This window comes from Halanaerobium polyolivorans (genome assembly GCF_020711195.1).
GTDB lineage: Bacteria > Bacillota > Halanaerobiia > Halanaerobiales > Halanaerobiaceae > Halanaerobium > Halanaerobium polyolivorans.
Window position 1 is genome coordinate 206,254 of record NZ_JAJFAT010000001.1, and the last position, 12,577, is coordinate 218,830.

General features: G+C 30.8%; 17 protein-coding genes. 8 read left to right on the plus strand and 9 right to left on the minus strand.

Annotation, left to right across the window (positions count from 1 at the left end):
• The 6 genes from mutL to LJ207_RS01075 all read left to right on the plus strand — a co-directional run bounded on the left by mutL (nt 1) and on the right by LJ207_RS01075 (nt 4,804).
• Entirely contained in the window at nt 1-1,839 is a 1,839-nt protein-coding gene (mutL, locus tag LJ207_RS01050) for a DNA mismatch repair endonuclease MutL (protein ID WP_229343233.1), read from the plus strand.
• Nucleotides 1,839-2,807, plus strand: coding sequence for a tRNA (adenosine(37)-N6)-dimethylallyltransferase MiaA (gene miaA, locus LJ207_RS01055; protein WP_229343236.1), 969 nt, complete (start codon nt 1,839-1,841; stop codon nt 2,805-2,807). The genes mutL and miaA overlap by 1 nt, the downstream gene beginning before the upstream one ends.
• Nucleotides 2,767-3,144, plus strand: a complete 378-nt coding sequence (locus LJ207_RS01060; RefSeq protein WP_229343238.1) for a thioredoxin family protein — start codon at nt 2,767-2,769, stop codon at nt 3,142-3,144. The genes miaA and LJ207_RS01060 overlap by 41 nt, the downstream gene beginning before the upstream one ends.
• A gap of 87 nt (nt 3,145-3,231) precedes the next feature.
• Complete coding sequence (hfq, locus tag LJ207_RS01065) at nt 3,232-3,474, plus strand: RNA chaperone Hfq (RefSeq protein WP_229343240.1); 243 nt, start codon at nt 3,232-3,234, stop codon at nt 3,472-3,474.
• 35 nt (nt 3,475-3,509) lie between these two features.
• Complete coding sequence (locus tag LJ207_RS01070; protein WP_229343242.1) at nt 3,510-4,151, plus strand: tetratricopeptide repeat protein; 642 nt, start codon at nt 3,510-3,512, stop codon at nt 4,149-4,151.
• Between the two features lie 23 nt (nt 4,152-4,174).
• The gene (locus LJ207_RS01075) at nt 4,175-4,804 is read left to right on the plus strand and encodes a uracil-DNA glycosylase (protein WP_229343245.1); all 630 of its coding nucleotides are present in this window, start codon (nt 4,175-4,177) and stop codon (nt 4,802-4,804) included.
• A 25-nt stretch (nt 4,805-4,829) separates the two neighbouring features.
• Here the strand turns inward: LJ207_RS01075 and lexA are convergent, their stop codons facing one another.
• Complete coding sequence (gene lexA, locus LJ207_RS01080; RefSeq protein WP_229343247.1) at nt 4,830-5,456, minus strand: transcriptional repressor LexA; 627 nt, start codon at nt 5,454-5,456, stop codon at nt 4,830-4,832.
• Nucleotides 5,457-5,633: 177 nt separating this feature from the next.
• On the opposite strand from lexA, the gene yneA reads away from it, so the two are divergent.
• Nucleotides 5,634-5,978: a cell division suppressor protein YneA gene (gene yneA, locus LJ207_RS01085; protein WP_229343249.1), complete on the plus strand. Its 345-nt coding sequence runs from the start codon at nt 5,634-5,636 to the stop codon at nt 5,976-5,978.
• Between the two features lie 49 nt (nt 5,979-6,027).
• Nucleotides 6,028-6,699 carry a YneB family resolvase-like protein gene (locus LJ207_RS01090; RefSeq protein ID WP_369414134.1) on the plus strand — a complete coding sequence of 224 codons (672 nt, stop codon included), beginning with the start codon at nt 6,028-6,030 and terminating at the stop codon, nt 6,697-6,699.
• A gap of 257 nt (nt 6,700-6,956) precedes the next feature.
• On the opposite strand, the gene LJ207_RS01095 is transcribed toward LJ207_RS01090, so the two are convergent.
• The 8 genes from LJ207_RS01095 to LJ207_RS01125 all read right to left on the minus strand — a co-directional run bounded on the left by LJ207_RS01095 (nt 6,957) and on the right by LJ207_RS01125 (nt 12,528).
• Nucleotides 6,957-7,457, minus strand: coding sequence for a flavin reductase (locus tag LJ207_RS01095; protein ID WP_229343253.1), 501 nt, complete (start codon nt 7,455-7,457; stop codon nt 6,957-6,959).
• A gap of 40 nt (nt 7,458-7,497) precedes the next feature.
• The gene (locus LJ207_RS01100; protein ID WP_229343256.1) at nt 7,498-8,022 is read right to left on the minus strand and encodes a chromate transporter; all 525 of its coding nucleotides are present in this window, start codon (nt 8,020-8,022) and stop codon (nt 7,498-7,500) included.
• Nucleotides 8,023-8,070: 48 nt separating this feature from the next.
• Nucleotides 8,071-8,682, minus strand: a complete 612-nt coding sequence (locus LJ207_RS01105) for a chromate transporter (protein ID WP_229343258.1) — start codon at nt 8,680-8,682, stop codon at nt 8,071-8,073.
• Nucleotides 8,683-8,895: 213 nt separating this feature from the next.
• Nucleotides 8,896-10,104, minus strand: coding sequence for a tryptophan synthase subunit beta (trpB, locus tag LJ207_RS01110; RefSeq protein ID WP_229343260.1), 1,209 nt, complete (start codon nt 10,102-10,104; stop codon nt 8,896-8,898).
• A 223-nt stretch (nt 10,105-10,327) separates the two neighbouring features.
• Entirely contained in the window at nt 10,328-10,954 is a 627-nt protein-coding gene (gene wrbA, locus LJ207_RS01115) for an NAD(P)H:quinone oxidoreductase (RefSeq protein WP_229343262.1), read from the minus strand.
• A 95-nt stretch (nt 10,955-11,049) separates the two neighbouring features.
• On the minus strand, nt 11,050-11,718 hold the full coding sequence (locus LJ207_RS01120) for a hypothetical protein (protein WP_229343264.1): 669 nt from the start codon (nt 11,716-11,718) through the stop codon (nt 11,050-11,052).
• 121 nt (nt 11,719-11,839) lie between these two features.
• Nucleotides 11,840-11,980 carry a dihydrofolate reductase gene (locus LJ207_RS12460; RefSeq protein ID WP_369414135.1) on the minus strand — a complete coding sequence of 47 codons (141 nt, stop codon included), beginning with the start codon at nt 11,978-11,980 and terminating at the stop codon, nt 11,840-11,842.
• A gap of 233 nt (nt 11,981-12,213) precedes the next feature.
• Complete coding sequence (locus LJ207_RS01125) at nt 12,214-12,528, minus strand: SHOCT domain-containing protein (RefSeq protein ID WP_229343266.1); 315 nt, start codon at nt 12,526-12,528, stop codon at nt 12,214-12,216.
• Nucleotides 12,529-12,577 lie beyond the last annotated feature (49 nt).

Consider the following 12,577-nt stretch of genomic DNA (forward strand, 5'->3'; position numbering starts at 1 on the left):
ATGGGTGAAATCAAACAGCTGCCACAAAATGTTGCCAATCAAATATCAGCAGGAGAGGTTGTTGAAAGACCTGCTTCTATAGTAAAAGAATTGATTGAAAACTCTATTGATGCTAGAGCTGAGAATATTGAAATTAGAATTAAAGAAGGTGGCAGAAAGCTGATTCAGGTAAAAGATGATGGTCACGGTATTTTGCCGGAAGATATTAAAGCAGCTTTTAATCGTTATGCCACAAGCAAAATTAAAGATATTGATGATCTTTACTCTTTATATAGTCTTGGCTTTAGAGGTGAAGCTCTTGCAAGTATAGCTTCTGTTGCAGAGGTAGAAATGCTTAGCCGACATAAGGAAAAAGAAAATGGAGTTAAAATCCGGCTTAAAGGTGGAGAGGTTATTAAGAAAAAACCCGCTGCTTCCACTATCGGAACAGAAGTAAAGGTTAGAGATTTGTTCTATAATACACCTGCCAGATATAAGTATTTAAAAACAACTTCAACTGAGTTTTCACATATCAGTAGAATTGTTAATGCTGAAGCTGTTGCCAACAGTGAGATAAGCTTTAAATTATATCATAATAATAAACAGATACTCTCTACTCCTGGTAATGGCAAGTTAAAAGATTGTATTTATGCACTTTATGGAGCAGAAATAGCAGATAATTTATTAAAAATTGATCTTGAAGACCGCTATATTAATTTAAGTGGTTATATTGCTAGACCTGAGCAAACAAGAGCTGGGAGAAGCCATGAATTATTTTTTGCTAATGGCAGGCCAATCTATAATAGTCTTGCTGCTAAAGCAGTAGAAAATGCTTATAGTAAATTAATAGATCCAGGTAGAAAGCCAATTGTATTTTTATTTATCAAAGTTAATCCAATTTTAGTTGATGTAAATGTTCATCCAACTAAAAAGGAAGTCAAGTTCAGCCGCAGCCAGATAATATATGATGTGATTGCAAAGGGAGTTCGAAAAACTTTAAAAAAAGCTGATCCCACAACAAGAATCAAATTAAATTCTACTCAAAAAAAGCAAGCTGAGCAAAATAATACTACTCCTGTTTATGAAAAACAGGCTTTTAAAGAAGAGGGAAGACTTAAAAATATTTCTGATCAAAAAAAGAATAAGTCATTTAATAAATCAAGCCAACATAGGGCTGAAGAACTTCAGAAAAATATCAATTATTCAGATAGTAATGAAGATCCAAAAAAACAATTTTCAGAAAACAGCAAAAAAGAGTATTTAATTAATAATGATTCTGCTAAAGAAAACAAAATTAAATTCTTAGCCCAAATTTTTAACAGTTATCTTCTAATAGAAACTGCTGAAGGTTTAAAAATTATTGATCAGCATAATGCTCATGAAAGAATACTCTATGAAAAACTTTATAAAGAATATAATGAGAAAAATACTGCAACTCAGTCCTTATTAATACCGGTTAAAATAGAACTTAGTGCTGAAGAAAAACTGCTTGTAGATGAATATAAAGAATCATTTAAAGAATTAGGAATTAACTTTAGTGATTTTGGTAAAAATACTATTTTAATTCAGGAAGTTCCTGTTTTACTGAAAAATAAGTCAACAAGAAATATTATTGAAGAGCTAATTGCAGAATTAGTTGAAGAGGGTAGGTCTAAATCTGCAGCTGAAATACAAAAAACAATGATAGAATATTTAGCCTGTAGAACTGCGGTTAAAGCAGGCCAACCTCTAAATAATCAAGAAAGTTTAAGGATTATCAAAGAATTATTTGAATCGGAAAACCCTTATCGCTGTCCTCACAGCAGACCAGTTATGATTAATATCAGCAAAGATGAAATCGAAAAAGGAATTGGTAGATAATGAGAGATTTAATTGTTATAACAGGAGCTACTGCAGTCGGTAAAACTGATTTATCACTGGAAGTTGCCCATAAATTAGATACTGAAATAATATCTGCTGATTCAATGCAGATTTATAAAGAGATGGATATCGGAACCGCTAAAGCAGCTCAAGCTGAGCAAGAGAAAATTAAACATCATTTACTTGATTTTGTGGAACCAGATCAAGATTATTCTGTTTCTGAATTTCAAAAAGATGCAGATCAAGCTATTAAGGAGATTAAATCGAGAGATAAAATTCCTCTTTTAGTTGGAGGAACTCATCTTTATATTAAAGCAGTTTTAGAAGGATTTATGCTGCCTAAAATAAAAGCTGATCAAGAACTGAGAGCTAAGCTGCAGAACTTAGCTGAGACAGAAGGGAATCAAAAAGTTCATAACATTTTGGCGGAAAAAGATCCTAAAACTGCTCAAAAACTCCATCCTAATGATCTAAGAAGGGTTATTAGAGCTATAGAAATATTTGAGCAAACAGGAAAGCAAAAAAGTGTTTATAAAAAAGAACAAAAATTACGACCACCGCGTTATAGTGCATATAAATTTGCTTTGATAAGAAAAAGAGAAAACTTATATCAAAGAATAAACAAGCGAGTAGATCTAATGCTGGAAAAAGGTCTTTTAAATGAGGTTCAAGAACTAATTGATAACTATGAGTTAAGTGAAACTGCTAAACAGGCACTTGGTTATAAAGAACTAATTGCTTATTTAAAGGCTGAAATTAGCCTAGAAGAAGCGGTAGAAAAAATAAAAAAAAGAAGCCGTAATTTTGCTAAAAGACAGTTAACCTGGTTGAGAAAAGAAGAAGATTTAATAGTATTTAATTTAGATCAGCAGAGCAAAGAATCAGCTGCAGATGAGATCATTGAGATTGTAAAAGGAGAAAAAGATTATGAAAGAGAACTTAAAAAAAGAAGTGAAATTGATTTCTAATGGAAAAGAATTTAAAAAACTGCTTAAAACCGAAGAAAAACTTTTAGTCTTATTTTCTAATGATAGCTGTGGTTACTGCCAGATGGCCGAAAATAATATCAAAAAAATATTAGACTCCTTTGAAGATTTAATACTCTATAAGTTAAAATTAAGTGATGCACCAGAAATTTTTGCTGAATACAATATTAATTCAGCTCCAGTTACTAAGGTCTTTATAGATCAAAAATCAGCCTATACAGCCTTTGGAATCAGACCTCCCAGTGATCTATATTATCAGCTTAAACCTTTTTTTAAAAGCTCTGATTCCTATTTTAAAGAAATCGCTAAAAATAATTAATTTTATTTTTGCAGGAATTTTCAGAATAATATTGAATTTATAATATAAGAGTCAAGAGCTTTAAAATATATAAAGGAGGCTGCAGAGATGAATAACAAAATTAATTATCAGGACCACATTTTAAATCATGTTTATGAAAATCAAATTGAAGTTGTTGTTTATTTTGTTAATGGTTATCAGTTAAAAGGGAAAATTTCAGCCTATGACAATTTCACTATTATTTTGAGAAGTGATCAAAGGGATCAGATGATTTATAAGCATGCTATTTCCACTATTGCTCCTGTAGAAAAGATTAGTGGTCTCCTTGACCTTGATCAAGAAAAGGAGTAGTTTAAAGCAAACTATAAAAAAGGAAGTTGATGTATTTGTCTAAAAAAATCTTAATTCTGCTGTTATTAATATTTTTAAGTATTTACACTGTAGATATTTATGCAGAATCTAATTATAATTGGCAGGAATTAATAGATACAACTCAAAGTCAATTAGAATCAAATCGTTCAGATATTGTTTTAAATTATACCTTAGCAGTTGCTTATGCAAATACGGGCGAAGTTGTTAAAGCATATGAAATTATTGATGTTTTTGGGAATAATGTGAGCAGAGAAGAGTTCAATCAAGCTTTAGATCCTTATTTAAAAAGCTTGGCGACTTATCAGAATAGAGATAATCTCTTATTACTTAACTATGCTGCATTTGCAGAAGTTATTAATAGGAATTATGATGATGCAGTTGATTTATTTGAATATATAATTGAACTAGACCCAGATAATCTCTGGGCATATAATAATGCTGCAGCTGCATTAGTTGAAATTGAAGAGTTTGATAAAGCAATGAATTATGCTGATAAGGCATTAAGCATGCAAAATAATGAATATTCTCATTTAATTAAAGGATTAGTTTATTATAAACGGGGTAATTATGTAAGAGCATTATTTCAAGCCACTAGGTCACGATCGCTTTTTAGGGCATTAGCTGAAGATGAGTATCAAGATTTTATGAATGAATAGATTACTGCTGTCAGGAGGTCTCTATGTTATTTGATCAAAATGGTAATTTCTCTATTCAACAATTATTTTCATATCCAAATGATAATTATCAAAATTTAAAAGAGAAGGCTTTACAATGTACTCGCTGTCAGCTGAGAGAAGGCTGTTCTAACGTAGTAATGGGGGAAGGGAATCTAGATAACAAAATCATGCTGGTTGGTGAAGGTCCTGGAGCAACTGAAGATAACTTAGCCAGGCCCTTTGTAGGTAGAGCCGGTAAACTAATGGATAAAATACTACAAAGTGTTAATTTAAAAAGAGAAGAAATATATATTACTAATGTTGTAAAATGTAGACCTCCTGATAATCGAGTCCCTTATAAAAAAGAAGTTAAAGCTTGTTCAGCTATTTTAAAAGCAGAAATAGAGTTGATTCAGCCTAAAGTTATTGTAACTCTCGGTAGTACAGCAACAAACTTTCTCTTGAATCCAGAAGAATCGATTACAAAGATGCGTGGCCAATGGATTAAAAGAGGAGATATTTATTTTTTAGCTAGCTTTCATCCTGCTTATTTATTGCGGAATAAAAATATGAAAAAACAGAGCTGGTATGACTTCAAATTAATAAAAAAAGCCGCTGATAGAATTGAAGAATTATCCAGCAGCGGAGATTAATAATTATTTTTTATAATTTAGTATATTATTGATCAAATCTACGGTATAAACCAATTACCTTTCCTAAAACCTTCACATTTTCTGATATAATAGGCTCATAAGCTGGATTCTCCGGCTGGAGCCTTATATTATTTTCCTCTTTATAGAATCTTTTAACTGTTGCTTCATCTTCAATTAAAGCAATCACAATCTGAGCATTTTCTGCATAATTTTGTTTTTCTGCAATAACATAATCTCCATCATGTATGCCTGCATTAATCATACTATCTCCACTAACCTTCAGCATAAACACATCATTATTACCAACCTTAATATATCCTAAAGGGAGAGGAAAATAGTCCTCTATGTTTTCTTCTGCTAATATAGGTGCACCTGCAGTAACTTTACCTACCACTGGTATATCAATCATTTCTTTATTACTTTTATTATTTTTCTCTTTATTATATATAACTTCAATTGCCCGCGGCTTTGAAGGATCTCTGCGTAAATATTTAAGTTTTTCTAGAGTTTTTAAATGACTGTGAACAGAAGCCGGAGATTTAAGACCCACTGCCTTCCCAATTTCCCGAACAGAAGGGGGATAGCCTTTTGCTTTAATCTCATTTATAATGAAATTTAAAATACTTTTCTGTCTTTTAGATAGGTCTTCCATAATTAATTCCTCCATTCTAAATTTTCTTTTATTATAACATAAAAAGCTCTAAAAAACAAACAATCGTTCAAATATTGCTTGACAATGAACATATGTACTGCTATAATATAGATAGTGAACATCAGTTTAGTATATCTGTTCGTAAAATAAGCAATTTTTATAGGGGGGGAATTATTTATGACTTACAGCAAAGGATATTCAGTAAATAATAAAGATTATGTTAAAAACAGAGCTAAAAGTAGTGTTTCCAAACTGATATTTAACTTTTTACTTATAATATCACTGATATTATTTATTACTTTAATCTTGATCAGTGCTTTTTCTCTAATTGGTTTTGGTGAAGATAATAGTGAGGTCTTAGTTCATGAAGTTCAAAGTGGTGACTCTTTATGGACAATTGCAGCTTTTTATTATGATAATAATATCGATATTAGAAAAGCAATCTATAATATTAAAAAAGCCAATGATATTGATTCTGCTATAATTACTCCCGGTAAAAAACTTATAATCCCACTTAACTAAAAAATAATTCCTGTAATTAGTTGAAAAAATAAGCGAAAGGGTGTTCAAAATAAAAAAAGCAGTTATTTATACAAGGGTCAGTACTAAAAAAGATAGCCAAAAAAGCAGCTTAATACGCCAAAAAGATGAACTTTTAAGCTATGCAGCCAAAAATAAGTTGAATGTAGTCAAAATAGTTGAAGAAAAAGAAAGTGGTTTTAGTGAAAGCAGACCTGGAATTCTAGAAATTTTAGATCTGATAAAGAGAAATAAAGCTGAACTCCTCTTAATTCAGGACAGCAGTCGCCTAGGTAGAGGAAATGCAAAAATGGCTTTAATCCATCAAATCACAAAAATGGAAGCAGAAATACATACTTTAGCAGATAAAGGTGCAATTGCTTTAAATGATCTGGAAAAAATGATTTTAGAAATCTTATCAGTAGTAGAAAACTATCAGCAGGAATTAAGAAATAAAAATATTAGTAGAGCTATGAAAAACAAGATAAATACAAGTAGTTTTAATCCAGCAGATAATTTAAAAAATATTGATCAAGGTGGTAGAGATCGCAAAGAAGTGCCATTAAAAGAAATTATTAGATTAAGAAATTTAGATCTAACTTTTAAAGATATAGCAGCAACTTTAAAAGGACTTGGTTATGATGTATCTAAATCTACTGTCCATAGAAGATATCAGGAATATAAAAACAAAAAAGAAGTTGAAGAACAAATCAAGCAGCCATAGCGCTGCTTTTTTTAATTATCTAGATATTTACTTTAAAATTTTTAAAATCCCAATTTCTTAAGTGAACTTAAGGATTGAGATATAAGAGATTTTAGCTAAATTTGGTGTTTTTAAGCCTTATTGTAGAATAACTTCGTAAAATTGTTATTTTACGAAGTTATAAATTAGAAATAAAATCGCTTTAATGTAAAAAGCTGTCCTGTTCCACATTAAAGCGAAAACTTTTTGCTTCTAAGGCCTCTGTTTTTTTGCTTTTATTATTCCTGATAAACTGCAACTACCTCTCCATAATAAAATGTATGCATATCTTGCTCAGGATATTTTTTATCTACTATATCTTTTGCCAGATTATCTATCATCATATCCTGTTGATATTTTATTTTTGCAATAATATGAAGATTATTACCTTTGATAAGTGGAACCTCACATTCTTCAACTTCAAGCAGCTCTAAATTTAATTCTTCAATTTTATTATGATTTCTCCCTGATTTAGTTCCACAGAACTGCAGTTCTTTTTTTAGCTGTCCATTTAAAGGCACACTAACTGTAAAGAATTGACTATTTTCTATTAATTGATGTGTATAACGTGATTTTCTGACTGGAGCCATAATAATATTTTTATTCCAAATATATCCAGTAGTTCCCCAACCCATAGTCATTGTATTTATTTCTCCATCAGCCTTAGTTGTTAAAAATACTCCATGTGGTAGTACTTCTTTATAATCAGTTAAAATTTGATTAAATTCAACTTTTTTCATTTGCTACACCTCTTCTCTTTATGTATGTTTTTAAATTTTATTAATATATTAGTGCTCCTGAAATTCCTGCTAAAACAATTAACGCGATTGGATTCAGACTGCTTTTTAACATAATTGTTAGCACAGATACTGAAATTATAAATGTTTTAAGATCAATAATGCTAGTTTTTACCAATGAAAGCGCTGCTAGAATTATTAAAGCAATTACTGTTGGCCTGATATATCTAATTAATTCTTTTATATAATCTGAGTCTTTTATCTTTTTATAATAATGAGCTAAAAGTAAAACTAAAATAAATGAGGGAGCAATAACAGCTAAAGTTGCACAAAATGCTCCAAAAATACTTGAAGTAGATTTAAAGCCAACAAAAGTACCACTATTTACTGCAATAGCCCCCGGTGTCATCTGGGCAATAGCTATTATATCTACAAATTCCTGCATTGTCAGCCAACCATATCTTTCTAATTCTCTCTGTAAAAGTGAGATCATCGCATAACCGCCACCAAATCCAAACATACCGACTTTAAAGAAAGATCTCATTAGAGTAATTATTAGTTCCAGCATTTTAAACCCCTTTTTAAAAAATATATTATAAGTCCTAATATTAAATTATTAATCATTGTAAACTTCTTTGTAAACTTTTTTATAATTTTTCTCTAATTTATTTTTTAACTTTATAAAGTACTCTTTTTTATAAGAAATAGAGCCAAAAATTATTGCCATAAGAATTAAAAATGCTGGATTTACAGCAAAGCTCAATGCAATTATGAGAACTAAAGTAGTAGTTAGGGCTAAAGGTAGATCCCAATCAATATATTTAGCTAAATCAAGACCTGCGTAAATAATTAAAGCTACAACTGCGGGACGAATCCCTTTTAAAATATTTTGTACAATTAAATAATCATTAAAATTTCTAAAAACTAATGCTATAGTTAAAATCACCAAAAATGATGGTAAAGCAATCCCCAAAGCAGCTACTAATGCTCCTGCAAAACCAGCAATATTATAGCCAAAAAATATGGACATATTAATTGCTACTGCTCCAGGTACTGTTTGGGTTATGGAAACAGCATTAACAAATTTCTCTTTATCAACCCAGCCTTGTTTGTCAACAAATTCTTTCTCCATAATTGGAATCATCGCCAGTCCGCCACCAAAGGTAAAAAGCCCTATTTTAAAAAAGGTTAAAAACATTTTTAATAACCTTTTAATGTTTTTATTCATTGATAAATTAAAACACTCCTTTTAAACTTTTAATTATTTTTGCCTATTTAATTAAGCTAAAAGTGCTTCTAAATTTAGCTGTGTTTTCACAATATATTGTGTGCAAGAGCAACTTGTTTTACAGTTTAATATCATTTATAAAAAATGTCAAGTTATTTTGCGAAAAAATAAAAACACCTCCAATTTAAAGCAATCAGAGGTGTTAATTGTTGATTAGTTTAGCTGTCCGTTTTCATGTAATTTTTTAATTTGACCTACATCTTTATCTCCTCTACCTGAGAGGTTTATTATTACAATTTGATCTTTATTTAAATCTTTGGCTATTTTCATTCCTCCTGCAACAGCATGAGCACTTTCTAGGGCTGGTATTATTCCTTCTTTTTCTGATAATAAATGGAAGGCATCAAGAGCTTCTTGATCAGAAGCAGTAGTGTATTCAGCTCTGCCACTATCTTTTAAATAGCCGTGTTCTGGTCCAACACCAGGATAGTCAAGTCCTGCTGCAATAGAGTGAGTATGAGAAATTTCATCATTTTCATCATAGAGAACATAGCTTTTAAAGCCGTGTAATTCTCCTGGTTTACCATAAGTTAATGGAGCAGCATTTTGACCAGGTTTTTCACCTTTACCCCCAGGCTCTATACCTAAAATATTTACCTCTTTATCATCAACAAAAGGAGCAAATAGTCCAATTGCATTACTTCCTCCTCCAACACAAGCAACTATGTAATCTGGCAGTTTATTCTCCTTTTCTAGAATTTGCATTCTAGCTTCCTTACCTATTATAGACTGGAATTCTTTAACCATAGTTGGATAAGGATCAGGCCCAACAGCAGAACCAAGCATATAAAAGGTAGTATCAACATTTGTAACAAAATCTTTTAATGCTTCATCAACTGCATCTTTCAAAGTCCCATCTCCTGCAGAAACAGCATTGACATTAGCACCAAGTAATTCCATTCTAAAAACATTTAATTCCTGACGTTTGGTATCAACTTCACCCATATATATCTCACAATCCATATCAAAAAGTGCACAAGCAGTTGCTGTTGCTACACCATGTTGTCCAGCACCTGTTTCTGCAATAATTCTCTTTTTACCCATTTTCCTCGCCAATAAGGCCTGACCAATACAGTTGTTTATTTTATGGGCCCCAGTATGATTTAAATCTTCTCTTTTTAAATATATTTTGGCTCCTCCGACTTCTTTAGTGAGGTTTTTAGCAAAATATAAAGGGCTAGGTTTACCTACATAATCTTTAAATAAAATAGCAAGCTCATCAAGAAATTCTTGATTATCTTTAATTTCTTCAAACCCTTCTTTTAATTCTTCCAGTGCAGATGCTAAATCTTCAGGTACTATTCTGCCTCCAAAATCACCAAAAAAACCACTTCTTTGCTCTTCTCTACTCTTCTCTTTCATTCTCTCATCCTCCATCTGATTTTTTTAATAGTTACTTACTTAATGTTTAGAATTTAATAAAATTTTAGCAGAAATATTACGAACTGTCAACTAATACCTTAAAGCTTAGCTCAATAATATATTATTTTTTAACAATATTCTGTTTTTTTGAGAAATTGATAGCTATATTTAAAACCCCTGCTTTTAAGAGCAGAGGTCAATAATTGATTAATATTTATTAATTTTAATAAACTTCTTTGACCCCACTGGCCACTTTAGCAACTCTTTCAGCCAGTCTTTTAGCCATATTTAAGTCACCATCTGTAGGCATCTGTGAACCATCTCCACCTGCAATTGTGGATGGGCCATAAGGTGTACCTCCTTGAAGCTTAAATTCGCTTAGTTCTTTATTTTCTCCATAGGGAGAACCGACAAAAATCATACCCAAATGGAGAAGGGGAATTAATGAACTAAGAATTGTACTTTCCTGACCACCATGAACAGTATTAGTACTACTCATAATTCCAGTAACTTTTCCTTCTAAGGCTCCCTTAGCCCATAGTCCTCCAGCTGTATCAATAAATTGTTTAACCTGAGCCGGCATATTACCAAAACGGGTAGGAATTCCCCAAACTATACCATCTGCCCATTCTAAATCAGCATGAGTTGCCTCTTTAATATCAGCTTGAGCTTTTTGAGCTTCAACATAGGCAGCTTGAGAAGACATTCCTTTTCTAGCAGCTTCTAATTCAGGAATTTTACTAAGCTTTACCTCAAAATCTTGATTATCCTTTAAAGCTTCTGCTGCACTTTGAGCCATTTTAAATATGTGTCCATAAGAACTATAATATGTGATCAATACTTTGGTCATCTTTTTACCTCCCACTGTGTTTTAAGTTTTTATCTTCATTTTATAATAACAATTAATGAGAATAATTGCTGTATTACTTTTAACATTATCTTTAATTATATAGTCCATTGATTATGGATAATACCAGTTAATTTCCAGCTGTTTTCATGCTTTTCAAAAACTAGACGCAAACTTTTCCAGTCCATCCCAGCATATTTTGGCTCAAATCCGGAAAAATAATATTCAACTATAATAGGCTGCTCGTAGACTTCAAACTGATTTTCAAGCATATTACCACTGCTTAAAACTTCATTATAGCCAATTTCTTCTGCATTAATGAAATCTTCACTATAAATAAATTCCTCATAATATTCTGCTGGGGTTAATTTGATATCTTTTCCAGTACCATCATAATGACCCCAGAAATATTTTGTCTCGTCTTCAAAAAAATCTCTAACTTGATTTTTTCTAAAAACAATATCTTTTGCTACTTGAACATGAGTATATGGTGTAAATCTTAAACCTTTTTCTGGGTGTATATAACCTGCAAGTTTAGAGAAGTCTTTAAGACTAATAGTATTAATAACAGTTCTTGCTTTATCTTCAATTATTTTTTCTGCAACTTCTGATTTAATAATTCCTCTTTCATCTAATTTATCTTCTAAAACTTTATTTTCTGTTTTTGTGCCTTCTTCAGCTTGATTAAAAACAAAATTAATAAAAAATATAGCTAATATAACTATAATTAAGACAAACAATAATTTTATTCTAGATCTTTTTATCATAATATAACACTTTTCCTTTCAATAAAAATTTTGATTATACCAAAGCATTTCTGTCTCTGCTTCTATTTTCAAACTTTCTTTTTCGCTTTAATTATCTCTGAAGGAAATGTGTTTTGACTAATTATTTTTTTGAATAGTTTTCCTGGTCTAAAAATCTATTTAAAATCTCTTCCTTTGAATGAACCACCTCACAGCCCTTTGCTGAATAATTTTCATCTCTGGTCAAAATTATTTTTTCTCTTCCTGCTAAAGGAGATTCAATAGATTCCTAAGTTTTAAATTCTCGAAAAATGCCTAATTTCCTGTTTGAATTTCTTATGAAACCTGTTGTTTCTGTCCATATCTATTTTACAATAACTAGTTTATAATTTTTTCTATAAATATTTCGGAATAACCATATAAGTTTGGACAGTTACTGTAAGCTACTAAAATAGAAAAAATCCTGTCCAACTGCAGTTGAACGATAATCTACAGTCAAACAGGATAATTAAAGGGTTAGTTATTTAAATTATCAAGTATTTCATTAAGTTCTTCTTTAGTTATTTCACCTTTAGCATAACGTTCTCTGGCAATTTTTTCAGGAGTACCTTCACTTTTATTGTAATCTATTTCATTTCTATTAGACTTATTCCTATTATTATCAAAACCTTTGTGATCTTTATAACCGGAGTTATCAGATCTGTGGTCATCATGTCTGTGGTGATTTCTCTTATTAAATTCTTTAAAAAAGTAATATGCGACTGCAATGATTAGTATCCAGAAAATTATCGAAAATCCTCCACCCATCATTCCATGTCCATAACCGAACATAATTATTCCTCCTGTTTTGAAAAAAGTTACGTCAAATTCAATATATTAC